Source organism: Gemmatimonas groenlandica (assembly GCF_013004105.1).
Classification (GTDB): domain Bacteria; phylum Gemmatimonadota; class Gemmatimonadetes; order Gemmatimonadales; family Gemmatimonadaceae; genus Gemmatimonas; species Gemmatimonas groenlandica.
In genome coordinates this window covers 1,588,808-1,609,245 of the sequence record NZ_CP053085.1, presented here as the reverse complement: position 1 = coordinate 1,609,245, position 20,438 = coordinate 1,588,808, and the positions used below count along the sequence as shown (strand labels likewise).

The following is a 20,438-nucleotide window of genomic DNA, read 5'->3' as shown; positions in this document are numbered from 1 at the left end:
TCTGCGGAGTCGCTAAGCTCCACACATGTCCCTGATCACCACCGACGCGATCGTGCTGCACGCCGTGCCGTACCTCGAGTCGTCGCGCATCCTGCGTCTGGCGACTCGTGAGGCTGGCGTGCTGTCGGTGGTCGCGCGCGGGGCCCGCTCATCGAAGAAACGGTTCGGCAGTGGCGTCGATCTCTTCGCGGAAGGGCAGGCGCAGATCCAGGTCAAACCAGGCCGCGACCTGCACGCCCTCAACGCCTTCGACGTCACCCGTTCGCGGGCCGGTCTGGCCACCGACCTCGGCCGGTTCACCGCCGCCAGCGCCCTCGTGGAGTGCGTCCTGCGGGTGGTGCACGACGAGGCGGCGCCTCGGGTCTATCAGGGGGTCGCGGCGGGGCTGGACGCTATCGCCGAGGCCTCAGAGGCCGATACCGTGGCCCTGACCCTCGGCATCTTTTGGCGGCTGGTGAGCGAGGTCGGCTTTATGCCGAGCATCGATCGGTGCGCCGAATGCCACGCCGAGATCCCCCCGGAGGCGGACGCCCGCTTCAGTCACGCCGCCGGCGGGGTTCTCTGCCCCTTGTGTGCCAAAATGGCGCCATCCGGTCGTCGGCTGCCCGCCTCCGCTCGCGAGGTCATTTCCGCCTGGATTCGGGGAGAGCAGCCCGCGGTCGAGCCTGCCGACTGTCGGGCGCATCAGCGGCTTCTGAGGGAGTTCGTCACTCAGCACCTCCCCGACAGCCGCGAGTTGCGCGCGTTCGGGGTATGGGAGCAGGGGCGCTGGTAACCCGTCCGACTGCCGGGGAATGTTGCTTGACGGCCCCGTGTACGCGTCCTAGCTTCAGGAAGACCTGATACTCAGGTCCGACTTCCACCTTTCACTTGGAGACTTCGACTCACAACCCTGATTCGTCAGTCGGAGAAGCAACATGAAACGTGTGTGGGGAGCACTGGGTCTGGTGCTCGCTCTCAGCGTGATCATGCCACGAGTCGCGGCCGCGCAGGATAGCAAGCAACGCCGCAATGGAGCGACGCTCGGACAGAACTATCCGAATCCGTTCAATCCTGAAACTCGCATCCCGTTCAGTGTGGGTGATTCACCCAACTGTACCGAGCCTGGCCGGCAGTACCGCGTCAGTTTGAAGGTCTACAACATGATCATGCAGGTTGTAGCGACGCCGGTGTTGCAGGGCGGAACCGGAGGGGTGGCCGGAGGTCAACCGCTGGAAAAAGTGTCTGTCCAATGCGGCGACTATGTCGCGTATTGGGATGGCAAGGTCCAAGCAACCGGGCGGGAGGCCGCTTCGGGCGTGTACCTGTATCGCCTAGAAGTGGATGGCGTGCCGCTGGTGAAAAAGATGATCGTGGTGAAGTAAGCTGGGAGTAAACGAGCACCACGAGACCCAAACGAAAACTCACGATGGCGCGCCGGGTGGACGGACCTGGCGCGCCGTCTTGTATTCATGATCCTCGATTCTCGCCAATGTAGGGGCTTCCCTCTCGAAACTCGCGGTAGTGGTCTGCAGTATTGGCAGCAGAAGCGCGGCACTGTGATTGCCTCTACAGAACCCCATGATCAATCCTGACCGTCTGACCGTGAAGAGCGCTGAGGCGCTCAACGAAGCCGTCGCGCTCGCGCGCAAGGCCGGCAATCCGCTCGTCTACGATCTGCACCTCCTGCTGGCGTTGCTGGCCCAGGACGAGGGCATCGTGGTCCCGGTGCTGCAGCGCGTCGGAGCCAACGTCGCCAGCGTGCGCGCTGCCGCTGAACAGGAAGCCGCGCGGTACGCCAAGCAGAGCGACGCGCAGCCGACCTTCAGTCGCGAACTCACGCAGGTCGTCGACGCCGCCGAGAAAGAAGCCAAAGCACTCGGCGACGAATACGTCTCCACCGAACACCTGCTGCTGGCGCTTTCTGACGCCAAGGGCACCGACAGCACGCGCGTGCTCACCACCGTCGGCGCGCATCGCAAAGCGCTGCTCGACGCGCTCAAGCTGGTGCGCGGGTCGCACAAGGTCACCGACCAATCCCCCGAGGGGCAGTACCAGGCGATCGAGAAGTTCACGCGTGATCTCACCGAAGCCGCGCGCAAGGGCAAGCTCGATCCTGTCATTGGGCGCGACGAAGAAATTCGTCGCGTCATTCAGGTGCTGTCGCGCCGCACGAAGAACAATCCCGTGCTCATAGGCGAGCCGGGCGTGGGCAAGACGGCCATCGCCGAAGGTCTCGCTCAGCGCATCATCAGCGGCGACGTACCCGAGGGGCTCCGCAACAAGAAGCTCGTGTCGCTCGACCTGGGTGCACTCATCGCCGGTGCCAAGTTCCGCGGCGAATTCGAGGAGCGTCTCAAGGCCGTGATGAAGGAGATCACGGCCGCCGAAGGGTTGTACGTGGTGTTCATCGACGAGCTGCACACGCTCGTTGGTGCCGGCAAGGCGGAAGGCAGCATGGACGCGGGCAACATGCTCAAGCCCATGCTCGCGCGCGGTGAGCTGCGCGTGGTCGGTGCCACCACGCTCGACGAGTATCGCTTACACGTCGAGAAGGACGCCGCGCTCGAACGTCGCTTCCAGCCGGTGTTTGTTGGTGAGCCCAGCGTGGAAAGCACGATCGCCATTCTGCGCGGACTCAAAGAGCGCTACGAAGCGCACCACGGTGTGCGCATTACCGACGGCGCGGTTGTGGCGGCGGCGACACTCTCCAATCGCTACATCGGCGATCGGTTCCTGCCGGACAAGGCGATCGACCTGATCGACGAGGCGTCGTCGCGGCTGCGCATCGAAATCGACTCGGTACCGCAGGAGATCGACGAAGTCGATCGGCGCATCGTGCAGCTGGAGATCGAGCGCCAGGCCCTGCGCAAGGAAACTGACGCGGCATCGGTCGAGCGTCGCGGCAGCCTTGAAGGCGAACTCGCCGATCTCAAAGAAAAAACCACCGGCATGCGCGCCCAGTGGCAGCAGGAGAAGGAAACCCTCGGCGCCGTCGGTCGCATCAAGCAGGAAATCGAGACGGCGAAGTTCGAAGCGGAGCAGGCCACGCGCGTCGGTGACCTCAACAAGGCCGCCGAGATCACGTACGGCAAAATTCCGCAGCTCGAGCGTGACATGAAGGTAGCCGAAGGAAAACTCGGCAGCCACAACGGACGCCCGCAGTTCCTCAAGGAAGAAGTCGGTGCCGATGACGTGGCCGACGTCGTGGCGCGGTGGACTGGCATCCCGGTCACGCGCATGCTCGAGAGCGAGCGCGAGCGGCTCACGAAACTCGAAGACGTGCTCGCCACGCGCGTGGTCGGACAGCGCGAAGCGGTGAAGGCCGTGTCGAACGCCGTGCGCCGTTCTCGCGCCGGCCTGCAGGATCCCAACCGGCCCATCGGCTCGTTCATCTTCCTCGGGCCCACTGGTGTGGGTAAAACGGAAACGGCGAAGGCACTCGCCGAATTCCTGTTTGACGACGAACACGCTATGGTGCGCATCGACATGTCCGAGTACATGGAGAAGCACGCTGTGGCGCGGCTCATCGGTGCGCCGCCGGGTTATGTGGGCTACGAAGAGGGCGGCCAGCTCACGGAAGCAGTGCGTCGCCGCCCGTACTCGGTGATTTTGTTCGACGAAATCGAGAAGGCGCATCCGGATGTGTTCAACATCCTGCTGCAGCTGCTCGACGACGGACGCCTCACCGATTCGCAGGGACGCACCGTCGACTTCCGCAACGCCGTCATCATCATGACGTCGAATGTCGGCAGTCAGATGATTCTCGAGCGCGGGCAAGCGGGCGATACAGCGTGGGCCACGGTGGAGCAGGATGTGCTCATGGCGTTGCGCGGTGTGTTCAAGCCCGAGTTCCTGAATCGCATCGACGACATTGTCGTCTTTCACCCGCTGGGTCGCGGCGAGATCGATCACATCGTCGACTTGCAGCTGGCGCATCTGCGCAAGCTGCTGGCCGATCGCAAACTCACCATCCGTCTCACCGACGCGGCGCGCACGTTGCTCGCCGACGAGGGATACGACCCGGTGTTCGGCGCGCGACCGCTCAAGCGTGCCGTTCAGCGCATGCTGCAGAATCCACTGGCGCTCGCCGTACTCGAGGGCACCTTCAAGGAGGGCGATGTGATCGTGGCCGATGTGCAAGCGGGCACCGACGCGTTGTCTTTCACGCACGGTGACGCCACCGATGCCGCAGCGCAGGCCGCGTTCTCGGCGCCGACGCCGCTCGCGGAGATGCTGGGTTGAGTCACGACGTCGGTGCCACCTCCGGGCCGCCATTGGCGCCCGAGGTGGATGCCGCGATGACACTCGCGCTGCACGAAGCGCGAGAGGCCGCGCTGGTCGGGGAAGTCCCGGTCGGCGCGGTCGTGCTGTGCGGTGTCGACGTCGTCGCGCTCGCGCAGAACCGCATGATGCGCGACGGTGATGCCACGTCGCATGCGGAGCTGCTGGCGTTGCGTGAGGCCGCCCGCACGCTCGGCGCCGCGCGACTCACCGAATGCACCCTGGTGGTCACGCTCGAGCCCTGCGCGATGTGCGCCGGGGCCATCGTATTGGCTCGTGTGGGGTCGCTGGTGTTCGGTGCCTGGGACGAGAAAGCCGGCATGTGCGGCTCGGTGGGGGATGTCGTGCGGCATCCCAAGCTCAACCATCGTCCGCAGGTCCGAGGTGGCGTGCAGGAGGCGGAATCGGGCGCGATATTGAAAGCATTCTTCGCCGCCCGACGCGGGTAGTCGCCGCGCTCCTTTTGCTCCGAGCCGCTGGCATCCGCGGCGCCCGTCGGCACCGTGGCGGCCGAAGCGGAGCTGGCGCGTCTGGTCGAGAACCCTTGAATCGGGTCGCCTCGCCGATTACTTATCCAGACTCTGCGGGATCCGGTTGGCGCTGGTATGGCGAGCCGGGATGAAGGGCACAGAACTGGCAGCAGATTTGTGAGATTCTTCCCGTTGGACAGGTGGCTGAGTGGTTGAAGGCACCGGTCTCGAAAACCGTTTCGTCCGTCGAGCAGATTCGCGCTAAGTGCTTATGTTTAAGCACTTAGCGTTTTTTGTTTTTCGTTAGTTCGCTCATTTGTCCCCATGTTGTCCCCATTGTGCGAGATTTTCGATGATCGATGATCGCATTCGTATTCGTGTTGGAATCGTTCGGGGAATCGATTTCGGGCGCATCGATGTACGTACCGGTGTCACAGATAGGGACGTTCTCGACCAGATCTATACGTTCGTATCGGAGCGCATAAAAGCTGAAGACGACGTGACGCTGAGGCAGATTCGTGACCATGGCAAGCAGGGTCTCGTTCGGGCCTTTAATGAGGCGATTACGGGGACAAAAAACTCACGTCCCCTCGGTAGTTCTGAGCCACTAGCAGACGCCCTCAAGCGTTGGATAGAGTCTCATCCAGTAGACCGCAACAGAAAGCCCCTAGCAGCAACCACGGTCGAGTCGTACAGGCAGGCCGTGGTCGCGCTCCTGAAACTGGCGGATAGTGGGGCCACCGTCTACGCGCTCCCCGACGTGCTAAATCGATATTTGATCGAATGCGAAAAGCGACAAATGAATCTGGTATTTCGTCGGGCTAGGACGATGTGTCGAAGCTTCGCCAGAAGCGCGGGCGATGAATGGCTCCTCAGCAAGCTACAGGCAGCACCGAATATGGATGCTGAGCGCAAGCGAGAGCGGCGGACACTCGACCCGAAAGAAGTGCAGGCGATCATGGCCAAAATGCGAGAGCAGGGTAACGGCCATTTTTCTCAACACGTGTGGAACTTGGCGTGCACTGCAATGCGACCGAAGGAATACGCCCAACTCGATATGCATACGCCCGTTGTTTACGAATGGCACGACGATGCAATCCGAGTCCTAAAAGGCAAGAACCCTCGCGCAAAACGGTTTATTCCACGTTTGGACGGCGTCGGGCCAGCTCCGAATGTCCTCTGTAAGCGTACCGCCAAAATGGGCCGAGTGACACCAGAAAAGGCAGGAACCCAGAAGTATTACTCCCTAAGCACAATTGCGAAGGCGTTCAAACTGGCGTGCGGTGAAGAGGACTACGAGATATACGACCTACGAGCATCGACTCAAAAGTGGTGGGAGTGGGCTGGCATATCCTCACGCGCAAGCATCCTATTCGCCGGTCACACACGGTCCACGTCAGTGAATTACAAGACGAACGGGCCGCATAAGCGAGACTGGCAACGGGACTTGGATGACGCGAACGAGAAGATGCGGGCTTGGTTCATCACCGAGGGAATCAATATTACCGATTGGGATGGTGAAGTAGCCCGACTGGAAGAGTCTATAGCAGCACTCACGAAGGACCTACAGCACGCCCGCAAAATGCTTTTACAGTCGGCAGCGCTTTGAAATCACGGAGGGTATAAACGCAGTCGTTCTGCGTTTGATTGCCCGTTCGTAGAGTTCACCGCCTATGTAGATCGACGATTGTACCCTGCTGTTTTCTCCAAACAGATCGGCACTGTTTAATCAGGCCGACTATGCGACATAGCTCGTCCGTTTAAACACACGCTTGTGGATATGCATAAGCGGGATATGCATAAGCGGGATACGCATAAGCGGGATATGCATAAGCGGGATACGCATAAGCGGGATATGCATAAGGCCGATATGCAGAACCGAATATTTAGCGCGAGCATCTGAGACTACAGCGCCGTCATTATGGTGTGCGCTGGGCTGGTCGGCAGTTGACAGGACCGTACAAAATCGCCGATACTGCAATGAAGAGATCTCACCAGTCGATCCCGCAACGTGTGATCGTTTGGCGATGGTGCGTGATATATATGAGATGTCGGGTCGTCACTTACTGGAGTGATCCGATAATGTGATTACCCGACAATTGAAACCGCGTCTTTGAGATTTTCACTGCCAGTACAGGGAGAATCGAGGGGGCGCGGTTTCGTTCTATTGCTCAGTGAGATTATGAAAAAAGGATATGCAATTCCAAAGGGATGGAAGCAGCAGGTCAACGCTGATTTGACACTGCGCCCCGATCAACGCCACAAGATTCTTGCGACTGCCGCACTCATCATCCGGTGTGGAGTGGCTACGGGCAATATCTACAGTAATGACGATGTAGCTCCGGATAACGCACCGTGTGACTCGCGAATGCTCCGAGCTATAGACGATTCAGGCGTCGCTGTTGAATACCTCAACGAACACTTCCGGCTCGTTCGGACTCGGCACTATCAACACGTCAACGGCAACTATACGCAGTCCTACGCTTATCGATATTCATTCATAAACTGCCCCGAGATATGCTTCCGGAGTTGCTACAAGTTTAACAACGTCTGGCGGCTCTTGGAGAAAGCAGAGAATACGCGTGAGCAGATCGATAAACGTGCTAGGGGAGTTGAAGCCCTTGGGGAAACCACGAATGCGCTCACTTGGGAACATGAATGTGCCAAGCATCTGCATATTCAGATTGATCCCAGATGGTCGAAGTATGAGAAACTGCGGGCGCTCGACTTCAATATGCGTGATTACCGTGTGAGTGATCTTCGGGCACAGAACGGGCGCGTCTATACATCTATCACGCAGCTACCCAAAACAGTACGCAATAATCTCAGGTTCGGCTCTCGTCAGTTAGCGACCATTGATATCAGTTCGGCGTTTCTGACGTTCGCAGCCATACTGACAAGCAAATTGGGTGCCCTCGATGATCTACTGCATCTTAAACATGCCATTAGGTCATTTTTTGAACGACATGATATGGCCTACACGGAGCAAGATCTAAAGGAGTTCCGCCAGCGAATGGTGATGGATTCGCTACAAGGGATCAAAGCGAAGTTTTACAAGTTCCTAAGTAAAATGGGTCTAGGCAAGCTGGTTGACATGCTCGAAGAGTTTCACAATCGGTGTCGAATTCGGGCGAAAGCGTTGAAGACGAAGAATGCGTGCGTAATTGAGAAAACCCTTGGCAAGATTGAAGCGCAATATTTCGACGCTCTCATGAAATGGGCCGAAGAATACGGGATAGTGATGTTTCGTATTCACGATTGCGTCATGGTGCTTCGCGATGATCTCAATATGGTGCATGGGCATATGATGGGATTGGGTCAGGCGCTTTGGGGGATCGATATCGGACTAGAATCAGCTCAGCATGTGAAGTCGTATCCCACTATTTCTGTCTCCATGCATCATAAGAAGGAGTTTATGAAGAATTATATCTCCTTCTCTATCTCTCACTATGTGGGGGAGTGGTGGATGTATGCTTCATTGCAGCAGCTAGATCGCAACCGACGCAGGCATGAAATAATCGCTAGCCGACGACGATCATGTGCGTTTGCCTGAACTCTGCCAACAGCTGGTGCTAATCGCTGCCCAAGAAAACGAGCAGCATGGAGGCGCATATCCGATAGTGTCGCTTGCTGAGGTCATAGCAGAGCGAACTGTTAACTGGCGCACCCGCATCACGATCAATGAGAAGGCGAGCAGGCGGGATCGGCAATTTCCGTTCGTCATATGATATGTATGGGAGACCCGTACCAGAGACTTATATGACATATGATTCAATGCCGCCCGATAAGGGCATCCAAGCACCTGACGAGTTTGCGCTTCGTTTCCCGCGGCTTTTGCGACGAGCCGAAGTTGCGTCCATGCTCCGCGTATCAGATCGGACCCTTCGAAAACTACTGAAGCACAAAATGCTCACGGGCGTCAGGATCGGAGGCTCCTTCCGATATCACGCTGACGATGTCCGCAAGCTTTTGCAGGATGGATGGCAAGCGTAGCCTCTGGCCACAATATTTAGGCGATGGAGATAAAGCACCGCACCGTTCGATAAGCCGCTCTCCTTCAGTACGCCGCATCGGTATTTTGGCTTAAAAAAGGTGGAAAAACGCGGCAATCTGATACGTATAGGCATCACCCATTTCGGAGATGCAAATGACTGACAATGACAACCATACCCATTACTGGTGGAAGATTATGAGCGTACGAAATCCCCAAACCAAAGAGCAATTCGACGCACTTCAAGAGCTAGCTAGGCGTTGGCTCGACTTCGTTGATGATTCGCTCGTCGCCATTCTGGACTTCGAGATGACGTGTGCGCTCAACGGTCAGGATGTTTTGGCAGCCCGCCGAGCAAGAAAGAGCTTGCGTGACGCGACGATCCTGATCGCAGAGTGGCTTCCCATTCCGCAGCCCATTCTTGACTCAAAATTCAGGTAATGAAAACGCCGAGGGAGAATTCGATCTTCTCCCTCGGCCCTTTCACTTATGCTGAATGGTGTCTCTCGAAGCCCCTTCAAGGGTGAACGAAAGTCTGACCGCGAAGCGAACTCTTTGGCTTAGCGCGAAGTCGCGTGGCCTCTAATGCTTCAACGGCGCTTCTCTCTCGCTTGCTGTTCCCACTTCGAGCGCTCCGCAGCAGCAGCGGCATCGCGCCAGAATTTGTCGTCCTTTGCCTTCTGCTCACGCTCCCAAGCATCTTTGCGCTGGGCCTCTTCGTTCGCCCTTTCGGCAAGTCTCTCGTCAACTGCCTCCGCTTCGGCCTTCGCCAGTTCTTCCGGCGTCTTAGGTGTGCTGGGGCAACCAAGCAACGTCATCGAGAAGAGTACAGCTGCTACTCTGACCAACGGTGTAAATCGCATTACGTGTTCGGTGGTGAAGGACAAGCTGCTCACGGCGTGCCACAAATTCGAGCGCCTCGCCTGCGCAATGTATCTACTACGCAAACATCATCAGCAGGACGTTTTAGAAGTGGCAGATCGAAAACGTTGTCATCACCAGTATGAAATTGCGCAGAGTCACCAAGATGAATTGCGCACTTGGGAGCTTTCCTGCGAGGCCCTCCGCCGGCCTCGTGTCGACGCGACCTTGGTCTCTTCCCTTGGGGGAGGAGACTGGTGTACAGCAGGGATACCCTCGTGTTGCTACAGCACTTGTTGGATCAGGGGCTCGGGAAGCGGGCCATTGCCACGCAGTTAGGCGTGAGCTCGCGGACGGTCCATCACTGGATCGCGACTGGGCAGCTGACGCGGGTGGTCGAGTCGCCGGTGATCCGGACGACCGCGCCGCGTCCGCAGCGACTGGATCCGTTTAAGCCGCTCATTCACGAGCGATTGGGGTCGTATCCGGCCCTGTCCGCACAGCGACTGTTCGCCGAGTGTCGGGCCGCCGGGTATGTCGGTGGCGTGACACGCCTCCGCGATTATGTGGCCCGCGTCCGGCCGCGTCAGGAGCCGGAGCCGCTCATCCGCTTTGAGACGGCGCCCGGATGTCAGGGGCAGTTCGATTTCGCCGAAGTGAAGTTGCCGTGGGGCAAGCGCTACGCGGTGCTCGTCGTGCTCGGATACTCGCGCAAGTTGTATGTGGAGTTCGTGCCGCGGCAGACGGCGCTGACGGTGATGCAGAGTTTGGAGCGCGCATTCGCGGACTTCGGTGGCGTGCCGTCGGAGATGCTGTTCGATCAGCTCAAGGCCGTCATCGTCGAGGATCAGCGTCCGGGTGGCGGGAAGCTGCTCGAAAATGCGGAGTTCGGGCGCTTCGCCGCGCACTGGGGCTTTCGCATTCGCGCGTGCCGTCCGTATCGCGCGCAGACCAAAGGGAAAGTCGAGCGACCGGTCGGCTACCTCCGTACCAGCTTTCTCTACGGCCGGGAGTTTCTCGGCGATGCGGACTTGGCCGATCAGTGCACGCGCTGGCTCGCGGAGGTCGCCAATGTGCGGATCCACGGGACGACCGGTGAGTCGCCGGCCGCCCGCTTTCTTCGCGACGAGCAGGCCACCCTCCAGCCGCTCGCCGCGCGACCGTATCGGTCGATGGTCTTGGTCGCCCCGCAGGTCGAGCCCGCGCCGACACGTCGGGTCCCGCACATCGCCGTCGAGCGACGGGCCCTCGCTCACTATGGCGCGTTGCTCGCCGAGGAGGCCTCATGAGCGGCGGCACGCTGCGCGACCGACTCCGCACCCAGCTGGCCGACTGCAAGATGCCTGGCGCGTTGGAAGCGGTGGATGACATTCTGCGCCGCATCGATGCCGGCGAGTTGAGCGCCGGTCCCGCGATGGAAGCGCTGCTCGGCAGTCACATCGCGCTCCGCAATCAGCGCCGCCTCCAAACGGCGATGCGCTGTGCGCGATTGCCGACGGTGAAGACGCTCGACGATTTCGACTTCACCTTTCAGCCGTCGGTGAAACGCGATCAGCTCGAGAGTCTGCACACGCTACAGTTCCTCGAGCGCAAAGAAAATGTCGTGTTTCTCGGGCCGCCCGGTGTCGGGAAGACGCACCTCGCGATCAGCCTGGCGGTGATCGCGGCCGAGCGCGGACGACGCGTCTACTATGCGACGCTGGCGGACTTAATCACGTGGCTCGAAGACGCGCAGCAGGCCGGCCATCTCACGCGACGGCTGCGCACCCTCGTGTCGCCGAGCCTCATGGTCGTCGACGAAATCGGCTATCTGCCGATCTCGCGCACCGGCGCGCAGCTGTTCTTCCAGTTGATGAGTCGACGCTACGAACACGCGTCGACGGTGCTCACCAGCAACAAGTCCTTCGAGGAGTGGGGCGAGGTCTTTGGGGACGAGGTCATGGCCGCCGCGCTCATTGATCGCTTGGTCCACCACTGCCACATCGTCAACATCCGCGGCAACAGCTACCGCATGCGCGAACATCGCGCGCTCGCCTCACGCTTAGCCCCGCCACCCGCGCCGGACTCCTCCAGCGCCCCCGTACGTGGCCGCTCCCCCCGACGCCAGGAGGGCTGACCCTACCGGGCTCATCCCCCGCCCAAAGTGCGCAATTCTTGTTGGTGAAAGTGCGCAATTCTCGTTGGTGTTGACAAACGTCCAGCTAGAAATTGGAGAGACCCCCGAACCGATCTACTGGCTAGGGGGTCTCGTGTTTATCGGCGGGCTTGTCTTCCAACTTCGCAGTCAGCTCCGCGGTCCGCCCCGATTAACCGTGATAACAGTGATAACCGAATAACCGTGATAACCGTGATAACCGTGAGATCCGAATAACCGTGATATCTGAATAGCCGTTATAGCCGAATGATCGCGATACCCGAATAGCAGTGATGTCCGATGAACGGTTGGTGGGCAGCCTCGACCCGCGTGCAGAGGTCATGAAATCCCCGTGGCCATGCGCGACTCTAACGCTCATCGTATAAACGGACGTAAACCGTTGTCCCACAAGGAGTTAGGGGTTGACAAGTGCGCCGCGAATCGATACACTTGATTCACGGTCGATGTCTCAATGACCGATCAATACGCCAGCTGATGAGCGGTCTGGCGATTACATCCCCAAGGAGGTTTCATGAAGTCGAAGAACCACGCCTATCCACGGACACTCGAAGAATTCGAACGTGTGGAGATCCGGAAGCTGGGCGACGTTCCGGCTTGGTCGCCAAAGGTCAAGGACGCTGAATTGCGGGCTGCGATGCTTTTCGAGGCTCGGCAGGACGAGTTGCAAGACGAGTTGGAGGATCGAAAAAAATGGTGACTCCTACAGATGGGACACCATTCGTCCTCCCGTCCACACAGGGAGGTTGGCGCAAGGGCGGCTCGCCATACCCTTGGCTCGTCGTCCTGAACCCAATGGGAGGCTTCCTCTTCCAAGGGCGGACGGAGGAAGTCCTTTCCCAGTGTGCCACCCATCAAACGCTCAAGGTCGAACGGTTCATCTACGACGAGGGCGGCATGCGAGATCTCCACAAACGGCACGGAGCCGTCTTTCCCCGCATGGGCTACTTGTTTATCGGTTTTGCGAGCCGTGAAAAGCTGTTGAACGGAGAACGGGAACTTCAGGGCTGGCTGACAATGCTCCGTTCGTTCATCGCGAATCCGTCGATGTTAGCTGCGGTACATCCGGATTCCGATCATCGTGCTGTCATCGCGAAGTGGGACGACACTGAGGACGAGCCGTTGGGTGGTTGACCTGCCCGTCTGCTGTGAACTCACGTTCCTATTGGTTTAGTAACGCCTATGGTCGGTACGTGCGAGATCGCGATACACCATTTTACCGACGCTTCGCAGTATAAATCCACATTCCAGCAGTCATCGTTTTGACCAATTCATCTGTGATTCCAAACTTCAAGTACCATGATACGAACACAGCACCTACTACTTCTTGATATGAATGCTCAATCGTCGGTCGCAGCGGCATCATCGAAGAGGGGGATCGCGGCAAACTGTACCACGCTTTGCACGCCTTTGTCAGAGAGGCATTTTGATTGGACATCTACCTAAGGTGCATTACCTCATTGGTTCGCCAATCAACGATGCCACTCGAGATTCGAAAGTCTCTCGACACCGTGATTACGCACGAAATCCGAAAAGCCCCTCCCGTCAAATGACCTAAACTCACTTCGGGGCATGGTCCGCATCATCTGCTTAGTGACTGGATCAGCATCGTGCCCATTAGCGCCAACACAGATGCCAACAATCGGCTTCGTAGCAAGTCTGCGAAGTTCGACCAAAAAATGATCTTCCTGTGCGCGCCACCCAATTGTCAGGATACAGCGAACCTCAGGTAGAATCTTCCGTAGCTCCTCCACATGCGATTCCGGGCATTCAAAAGACTTGCCCTTCGTCGGAATCGCAATCGCTGGCAAGTGGATTCCTTCCTCAGAAGTTGTGGAGCTAATGCTTCGTATGATTTTGATTTCGCCAACCTGCTCTGGGACGATTTCGTGAAACTCCTCGCCCATTCGCTCGGCTACCTCATTTCGCGAATTATCCCTTGGCGGTCGCTTCAAACCCGTTACCGGTCGAACCCAGTCAACGGAACCGTGGAGCTTCAATAAAGCAGGACGATTCGCTGCCGTATAGTCAGATATGTTATTGAACGTATGTCCACGATTGCTGAGCGCGTTCTCAATAATGCGGTCATAGTTGAAGGTGATGAAGCATGGGTGTGCGCCGCCGCCGTGCTTGAGCCTAGCGTTTTCAATTTGGTCAAGTAGCGCTATCATGTTGGTGGGCAGGGAGTGCCCTCGGTACCATCGCTGCTCACAGGTATCAATGAGTTCTTGGAGGTAGTATCTCACCGCGACCAACTGCCGGTGGCGGGCCGGATTGTGTTTCGCCTCTTCCTGCATTTCGGCGAGTACATCCTCAACGGTTTTGCCATTCGAGCGGAAGTGCAGTCGCGTCGATATCTGCTTTAGAGCTGGATACTTGGTCTGAATATCTAAAAAGGCTTGACTGACCCCGAAGAGCTGATCGGCGAGGGGTAGCTGATATCCCGCAGACTCGGTGTGAGGAGGCGTGAATGGCACGGAGTCAAGCGAGGCACCCGCGCCAGCAATGATCAATAGCATGTGGGAATTCGTTTCGGTGGTAACGTGTATTCGAAGGCTCAGGGTGCCGTTACGCGCCCCCAAACCTTCAGACCAATTTGGTAGCCGTACGACTAATCCTTGATTCGGATGAACTCCAACACTCGGCCCGAAGAATCAGCATAACGGTAGGAGTCCCCGTTGCGAATATAGGCTGTCGCCTGAGTCACGCTTGATAGGTACAGGGTGTCGCCGCTCAAATAATACGACGAAACGTTCGAAGGGTTTTCGATAGCCCAGAATCGGTTCGCCGTGTCGAACTCAAAGACCGCCGTCATCCCGTCTGAGGATTTTGCTGCGTATCGACCAGCAAATCTTCTTTCGCTTTTGCAGCCGATGATCGTAGCAGCCATCAAGCTTACAATCATCAGGTGACGTTTCGAGTCGCGCCAGAGCGTGATGATGGAGTCAAGAGAATCAGACAAGGATAGTTGCCCTAGAGCTGAGGTTCGCCCACCAGTTGAGTCTGAGTCGCCGAATAACTTCAGATACCGCGTCCCCGAGATAGCTATCGTCATCTTTAGAGACGGAAAGTCCAAGCTCCGACGCTAGAATCCTATTAAAGTATGCCGCGATGCCGAATATCGGATTGACGTTATGGCTGACTGCTGTGTCGTAGCCGATGAGAAAGTGCTTAGCATCATGCTCAAATGCCTCGCCAAACTCAGTGCTTGCTTGCCGGATGCTCGCAAGTGTGAGTGGTTCAATCAGTCGAAAGGTTTGAGGCGGAAGACAACGTTTCGCCTCTCGCATCTCATGGGCAATCATGGCAAAGGCGAGGAGCCTTATTGCATGGTCGGTCTGCAAGGCAAAAACCTTTGGCTGTCCAGTTGACATCTGTTCGCTTACGACGGCTTCAACTAAGCTCGGTGCCTCAGCATTCACGTGCGCGATAATCTGACTCATAAAGAGTGGTATCGCGTTCGCGAGTCGGATCTCGCTGGTCTGCGCGACATCCTCGATTAGTTCGGACGGATCAGCCGAGTTGAGTATGGCACTGAAGCGGCTGCCAACGCGTCCCAGTTGGCTTCTGAGGACTTCGTACTCCGCCACATCCTTGTTGTAAGCCTGCCACTGGTACCTTGGACCAGTCTTCTCCAATGCGTCGGCGAATCTAGCCTTGATCTGTCGCAGCGTGCCAACCACCGTCATAAGGACTTGCGTATATGGTATCGCAGCTGAGGCTAGCGCCTTGCTTGAAGTGCCCGAGAACTCCGAGAGTGCGAAGTTGCGAAGTGCATCAAGCTCGGTACTCAGGGCCGCCTCAATGCTCAGAAGCTCGTCTGCCTGCTTCCGATAGGGAATGGCATCGAAAGCACCCGGTATCGGTAGAATCCGCCGAATAGACGTTAGGAGCGACGGCGCAACGGTGTCATCATTAATCACGATCCATCGGTCACGGATCGTACCAATACGGGCAATGCAGTCCTTAAGCGGATCGATAGGTGCGCGCATAGAGGCAAGTAATGCGGTAGGAGGCTAGCGCAACGGATTCTGGGTAATGTATCGTCAGCTTAGACGCTCGCCCACTTGCTACCCGTGTCGTTCGGTTGGCACGTGAACATTCTCTGTACGGCTCCACGAAATTGAATAGAGGGAACCACATGAGCTGGTGGCAATGGGCCTTAATCGTAGTCGCTTTTCTCTTCATCGCTGTACGCTTGGCCTTTCGATTCAACCCGAGGCTTCGGCGTGCTGGAAAGGCAGCCGTTCCTGTCGGGGCCATGATGCGCATGCGTGAGTCAGGAATCGACGCGCAGGAGTCGATCTTTCAGGCGATTTCTCCGCTTCGGCATCGAACTCCGTGGAGTGCCCTTTCGGATGGGGAGCTTCGGTACGCTGCAACGCAGTTGGCGGGCTTTGCCAATTACCCGAGCGCTGTCGGTGCGATAATCTCGGAGGTCGAATTAAGCAAAGACGTCGGGCTATTCAAGGATCGTCAGCGGCTCGCAGATGCAATACGCGTGCTTCAGGGACTCGCTGAGGCACCGCAGGCGAGTGACAGTCCTCAGGCTGAATCACCGCGTGGTCAAGTCAGCAACCAACCCGATCCATGGAAACCGGCTGATGTCTCCCCGCAACTCCTAAGGTCGTTCAATCGATCAATCGAGGTGCATTCAGACTTCATCAAGAAGAACGTTTCGTCCCCACAGGCGCGAGCGGCGGAGTTTTGGTTCTGCATCGCTCCAACCATGATGTTTTTCGGCGGGTTGGTTGATCAACGTGGCAGAAGTCAGCCTGTCCCACTGCTCCAGAATGCCCAATCCTTTGACGGTGAAAGCTGCGCTGCACTGACACAGGGCTACTCGTCATTCATGTTGTACCAGATGCTTACGAATGGCGAAGGATTCCGCGATGAGATGCAGATGCTTCCGAGCGACGTAGAGAAGGTCCTGTCGCGATTGCCTAGCGATCTTCCGTTTAGTGCATTTCGCTACTATCGCGAGCGTTTCGGTATCGCGCTCGGACAACCGAATGCAGTCGATCCACGTGACTGGTCGCTCGTCTGGTTGTGGGACGTGGCAAGCGTGCTAATACCGGACGACAAAGTGCAGGAACGAGTTTTCAAAGACTGGGATAATCCGATAACTCGTCTCGAATTCGTCGCAGCTGAGATGGAGAGATTCGGGTCGATTCGGAAGAGTGCCCAAGACTACGTGGCTGGTCGAGTGTAGCTGCCCAGCCCCCTAGGTGTTGCGTGCCGAATCGCAACGGCCTAGGCGTCGATCTGTCTGCTTGTCCCTCTCATTCGCCTCACATTGATGAGCGTGGTGGTCGAGACGCCTAGCACCTTTGCGATGTGGATGACGCGCTGAAGCTTTCACATTCTAGCTCGATGGTGATCCGTCTATGCAGTTCTCCAGCACCCGCTTTACCTGAGCGGCGGACCACTTTCCCCCTCTTCGCGCTGGCGTGCTTTGAGCGTTGAGAACCTTGGCTGCGCCAAGCAACGTATCTGTGGTGGCGAATGCGTGCTTCACGAGGGGCGAGACATCGGAAATCCACTGTGCTGCTCGCTTGCGGCGCACGGACGCGCTCGCGCGCCGTCCGAGCAGCTGTGTGGCCTTCGTGATCGGCTTGGGCGAGCCTAACTTGACTCCACGCGCACGTACGGCTTCGAGCGCTGCTATAGTGCGAGCTGAGATCATCTTCGCCTCCTCTTGCGCTACCAATGCCATGATCCCGACGGTTAGCGCGTTAGCGAAGGGCATGTCGCAAGCCACGAAATCGACGCCGCTCTCCTTCAGCCCGAGCAGGAAGTGTGCATTTCTGGCCAGTCGATCCAGCTTCGAGACGACTAGAGTCGCCTTGTGAATGCGGCTGGTGGCCAGCGCTCGCATCAGTGCCGGACGTTCCGAGTTGGTTCCAGATTCGACCTCGACAAACTCCTCGATCAGACTGGCATCGCGACCCTTTAAGAAGCCACGGACAGCCTCGCGCTGCGCTTCCAGCCCGAGTCCTGAGCTTCCTTGTCGTGCAGTGGAGACGCGAAGATAGGAGACGAAACGTGTGCATTCCATGTCATTCTCATCTAGGTGTGTTTAAACGGTACTAGTTACCACCGTTACTAGAAAAGTAAACCTCGTTCTGACATGGTCAATGGATGCGACCATGAGCTTCACTCCGAGATGAGCGCCGAACGTTCACGAGATTCCCCATCCCTTTGCCTCGTTAAGAGTGGCCTCTCGAATTCGATCTAATCCAAGGAGATTGGGCCGCATACTCCAGCCCCTGATTTCATTCGCGAGTACACCACAGACTTGTAGCTGGCGAAGCGCGATCTTCTTGTTCGTGCCTTCAGGCGGCCACGGATGAGCGGGGTTCCCTTTATCAAGTCGCCCGAATAGCTCGAGACGCGCCAATCGGGTTTGCGCGATTATTTGAACGCGGTTATGCTCAAAATGGCAGCATCTTCCTAATCAGTCCCCGAGGCTTCCGCCTTCGCGAGTGAGAAAGGAAGACTGCCATCTACATCCACGCGGCAGCGCCGCCTCGATTAGGAGCAAAGAGTGTCACAGACTCGGCCAATGACCGTCGCGAACATCGCGTTCCTTCTGGACCGCCTCGCGGCAGACACCCCGCCCAATCAGCAGATCCGTGAGCTGACCCAGAACGCCATCGAAGCGGTCGTACGGCGTCAGAAAGCCGGCGAGGGGGGAGAGGGGCTTATCAGGTGGGACGTTGATTGGGAGCATCTCGCCCGCACGGACACGTTTAAGCTCTGCATCGTCGATAACGGCGATGGTATGACACCTGAGCAAATGTCGTCGTACTTGAACAGCCTTGCAGTTCAGGGCGCCAATCAAACCCAAAGCATCTCAGAGAATTTTGGAGTTGGTGCTAAGATCACGGCCCTTTTCCGGAATAGCCTCGGTCTCGTCTATCAGTCTTGGCGTGACGGCCGTGGTACGATGGTCAAGCTGCACCGAGATGACTCCATCGGGCAGTACGGACTAGACTCATTTGATCTCGCAGATGGTCCCCATTGGACTCCGCGGATCAAGGACGTCAATAGACCTAGAGGCATCGAGGACTCTGGGACCAAGGTGACGCTTCTCGGTGTCAGCGACGAAGGCAACACCTGTGTGCCGCCCGAAACAGGGGGAATGAATTGGCTGGTGACGTACTTAACCAGTCGCTATTTCCGCCTGCCGGCGAACCTGAAGCTTCAAGTTCGCGTGCTGACGAAGGATGTTGAACGCTGGCCGAAGGGCGAGCCATCGCCCTCGGAGAAAACATTCAATCTCCAGACTATCCGCGGCACGAAGCATCTGTTCGACGAGTATTCAAGCGCGCACGGTACGGTGCATCTCTCAAATGCGGACGCGCACTGGTGGGTTTTCGACGACCCCGCGAAGTCATCGAAGGAGATGAGTTCGCGCGGAAGCCGAACCGGTCAGGCTGGCATCGTCTTCCAAGACGAGGTGTACGTTCTTAGAACGCCTCCAAGTTCACGCCGCATTCTTGCAGGCTTCGGAGTGCTGTTTGGAGCTGAGCATGTGATTATCTACATCGAACCGCGCGGGGGGACCACCGGTTTGGACCTCCGTGCAGACACGGCTCGTTCGCGTGTTCTGATCAACGGGGAAGACGTAGAGGAAGCCAATTGGTGGGAACGGTGGGGAGCCGAGTTTCGGACCCAACTTCCGGCTGAGATCAGAGCCAAGATCGACGAGATTATGGCGCGTTCTAACAGTGACCCGCACGGTAAGCTGAGAGAACGCATTCTGGAGCGACTAAAGAGGATTCGCGATTTTCTCCGCCCTAGTCGCTACCGGAAGAGTGCCTCAGGCGTGGTACTAGCTGCAGGAAGTGTTCGAGGAGGAGCCGCCGGCAGCGACGGAGAACTCAGTGAACCTCGATCTCATCGCCTCTCCGGTAGTCGAGGCGGTCGAGCAAGTGACGACTATCTCGCCGATCTTGTGGAGAGCGGGGGAGACGAAGCAGTACCCGTACTGGCACAACCCAGAGAGCCAGAAGTTCTCTGGGTTACGTTAGGGAAGGGAAGGGAAGATGGCGAGATGGAGGACGTCGCGGCAGAGATAGCGGGCGACGCACTCAACAGTTCTACCATCAAGGCTAACGCGGACTTTCGCGGTTATCGCGACGTTTTATCCCATTTCGCTTTGGTGTTCAATCCCAATGCTGACCTAGAGATAGAACGTCTGATCGTTGACTACGTGCAGGAGTGGATGGGGCTTCAATTGGTCGAAGCGGTAATGACCATCCGAAATCTCGCGAACGGGCGCACGTGGACCGGAGTTGAACTACAGCAAGCGCTCTCTCCTTATGCACTCACGAGCGTAATGATGGCAAGATTTCACGTTATCGAGCGCGTAGCTCGGTCGCTCAAGACGGACCTCGCGCGAGTGGTGACGAAAGTACAGCACTAGGCGCTGCCATTCCGGTTTTCGACTCAATTCGGTTTAAGCGGCTCGGCATGCCGGCTGGATACGACTCGCAGCGCGCATGCCGAGCCGTAAGCTCATTCCCAAGGAGAGAACTCATGAATGATGGCCCGTGGATTTGCCAAGACTGCAAGCAGCCCATCTCGAATGGCGCGATACTCGTATTCAATTCCAACTCGAGTCTTGGTGCAATCGGTTCATATCCCATTGCCGCGTCACCAGACGAAGCTCTTGACGTCCAATCAGACGCGTCGG

At 57.6% G+C, this 20,438-nt stretch carries 19 protein-coding genes; 14 read left to right on the top strand and 5 right to left on the bottom strand.

Features of this window, described 5'->3' with window-relative positions:
• Positions 1 to 25: 25 nt before the first annotated feature.
• The 8 genes from recO to HKW67_RS06795 all read left to right on the top strand — a co-directional run bounded on the left by recO (position 26) and on the right by HKW67_RS06795 (position 9,165).
• Positions 26 to 775: a DNA repair protein RecO gene (gene recO, locus HKW67_RS06830; protein WP_171224665.1), complete on the top strand. Its 750-nt coding sequence runs from the start codon at positions 26 to 28 to the stop codon at positions 773 to 775.
• Between the two features lie 142 nt (positions 776 to 917).
• Positions 918 to 1,364: a hypothetical protein gene (locus tag HKW67_RS06825; RefSeq protein ID WP_171224664.1), complete on the top strand. Its 447-nt coding sequence runs from the start codon at positions 918 to 920 to the stop codon at positions 1,362 to 1,364.
• Positions 1,365 to 1,560: 196 nt separating this feature from the next.
• Positions 1,561 to 4,224: an ATP-dependent chaperone ClpB gene (gene clpB, locus HKW67_RS06820; protein ID WP_230981145.1), complete on the top strand. Its 2,664-nt coding sequence runs from the start codon at positions 1,561 to 1,563 to the stop codon at positions 4,222 to 4,224.
• Between the two features lie 56 nt (positions 4,225 to 4,280).
• A complete protein-coding gene (locus HKW67_RS06815) occupies positions 4,281 to 4,712 on the top strand; it encodes a nucleoside deaminase (protein ID WP_171227580.1) in 432 nt (143 codons plus the stop codon).
• Positions 4,713 to 5,085: 373 nt separating this feature from the next.
• Positions 5,086 to 6,342 (top strand): hypothetical protein, encoded by a 1,257-nt coding sequence (locus HKW67_RS06810; RefSeq protein ID WP_171224663.1) that lies wholly within the window; start codon positions 5,086 to 5,088, stop codon positions 6,340 to 6,342.
• A 573-nt stretch (positions 6,343 to 6,915) separates the two neighbouring features.
• Positions 6,916 to 8,286: a hypothetical protein gene (locus HKW67_RS06805; protein ID WP_171224662.1), complete on the top strand. Its 1,371-nt coding sequence runs from the start codon at positions 6,916 to 6,918 to the stop codon at positions 8,284 to 8,286.
• Between the two features lie 128 nt (positions 8,287 to 8,414).
• A complete protein-coding gene (locus tag HKW67_RS22755) occupies positions 8,415 to 8,726 on the top strand; it encodes a helix-turn-helix domain-containing protein (RefSeq protein ID WP_425486235.1) in 312 nt (103 codons plus the stop codon).
• 154 nt (positions 8,727 to 8,880) lie between these two features.
• Positions 8,881 to 9,165 carry a hypothetical protein gene (locus HKW67_RS06795; RefSeq protein WP_171224660.1) on the top strand — a complete coding sequence of 95 codons (285 nt, stop codon included), beginning with the start codon at positions 8,881 to 8,883 and terminating at the stop codon, positions 9,163 to 9,165.
• Positions 9,166 to 9,314: 149 nt separating this feature from the next.
• Here the strand turns inward: HKW67_RS06795 and HKW67_RS06790 are convergent, their stop codons facing one another.
• Entirely contained in the window at positions 9,315 to 9,587 is a 273-nt protein-coding gene (locus tag HKW67_RS06790) for a hypothetical protein (RefSeq protein ID WP_171224659.1), read from the bottom strand.
• 255 nt (positions 9,588 to 9,842) lie between these two features.
• Between HKW67_RS06790 and istA the strand changes: the two genes are divergently transcribed.
• The 4 genes from istA to HKW67_RS06770 all read left to right on the top strand — a co-directional run bounded on the left by istA (position 9,843) and on the right by HKW67_RS06770 (position 12,871).
• Positions 9,843 to 10,874, top strand: a complete 1,032-nt coding sequence (istA, locus tag HKW67_RS06785) for an IS21 family transposase (RefSeq protein WP_171224658.1) — start codon at positions 9,843 to 9,845, stop codon at positions 10,872 to 10,874.
• The gene (gene istB, locus HKW67_RS06780) at positions 10,871 to 11,701 is read left to right on the top strand and encodes an IS21-like element helper ATPase IstB (RefSeq protein ID WP_206044630.1); all 831 of its coding nucleotides are present in this window, start codon (positions 10,871 to 10,873) and stop codon (positions 11,699 to 11,701) included. Before istA ends, istB begins: the two co-directional genes overlap by 4 nt.
• A gap of 550 nt (positions 11,702 to 12,251) precedes the next feature.
• Complete coding sequence (locus tag HKW67_RS06775; protein WP_171224657.1) at positions 12,252 to 12,437, top strand: hypothetical protein; 186 nt, start codon at positions 12,252 to 12,254, stop codon at positions 12,435 to 12,437.
• A gap of 95 nt (positions 12,438 to 12,532) precedes the next feature.
• A complete protein-coding gene (locus HKW67_RS06770) occupies positions 12,533 to 12,871 on the top strand; it encodes a hypothetical protein (RefSeq protein WP_171224656.1) in 339 nt (112 codons plus the stop codon).
• A gap of 338 nt (positions 12,872 to 13,209) precedes the next feature.
• On the opposite strand, the gene HKW67_RS06765 is transcribed toward HKW67_RS06770, so the two are convergent.
• The 3 genes from HKW67_RS06765 to HKW67_RS06755 all read right to left on the bottom strand — a co-directional run bounded on the left by HKW67_RS06765 (position 13,210) and on the right by HKW67_RS06755 (position 15,729).
• Positions 13,210 to 14,256 carry an SIR2 family protein gene (locus HKW67_RS06765; protein ID WP_171224655.1) on the bottom strand — a complete coding sequence of 349 codons (1,047 nt, stop codon included), beginning with the start codon at positions 14,254 to 14,256 and terminating at the stop codon, positions 13,210 to 13,212.
• A 92-nt stretch (positions 14,257 to 14,348) separates the two neighbouring features.
• Positions 14,349 to 14,699: a hypothetical protein gene (locus HKW67_RS06760; RefSeq protein WP_171224654.1), complete on the bottom strand. Its 351-nt coding sequence runs from the start codon at positions 14,697 to 14,699 to the stop codon at positions 14,349 to 14,351.
• The gene (locus HKW67_RS06755; protein WP_171224653.1) at positions 14,692 to 15,729 is read right to left on the bottom strand and encodes a hypothetical protein; all 1,038 of its coding nucleotides are present in this window, start codon (positions 15,727 to 15,729) and stop codon (positions 14,692 to 14,694) included. The genes HKW67_RS06760 and HKW67_RS06755 overlap by 8 nt, the downstream gene beginning before the upstream one ends.
• Positions 15,730 to 15,878: 149 nt before the next feature.
• On the opposite strand from HKW67_RS06755, the gene HKW67_RS06750 reads away from it, so the two are divergent.
• Positions 15,879 to 16,949 carry a hypothetical protein gene (locus HKW67_RS06750; protein WP_171224652.1) on the top strand — a complete coding sequence of 357 codons (1,071 nt, stop codon included), beginning with the start codon at positions 15,879 to 15,881 and terminating at the stop codon, positions 16,947 to 16,949.
• A 153-nt stretch (positions 16,950 to 17,102) separates the two neighbouring features.
• On the opposite strand, the gene HKW67_RS06745 is transcribed toward HKW67_RS06750, so the two are convergent.
• Positions 17,103 to 17,795, bottom strand: a complete 693-nt coding sequence (locus HKW67_RS06745; RefSeq protein ID WP_171224651.1) for a recombinase family protein — start codon at positions 17,793 to 17,795, stop codon at positions 17,103 to 17,105.
• 507 nt (positions 17,796 to 18,302) lie between these two features.
• On the opposite strand from HKW67_RS06745, the gene HKW67_RS06740 reads away from it, so the two are divergent.
• On the top strand, positions 18,303 to 20,168 hold the full coding sequence (locus HKW67_RS06740; RefSeq protein WP_171224650.1) for an ATP-binding protein: 1,866 nt from the start codon (positions 18,303 to 18,305) through the stop codon (positions 20,166 to 20,168).
• The last annotated feature ends 270 nt before the right edge of the window (positions 20,169 to 20,438 follow it).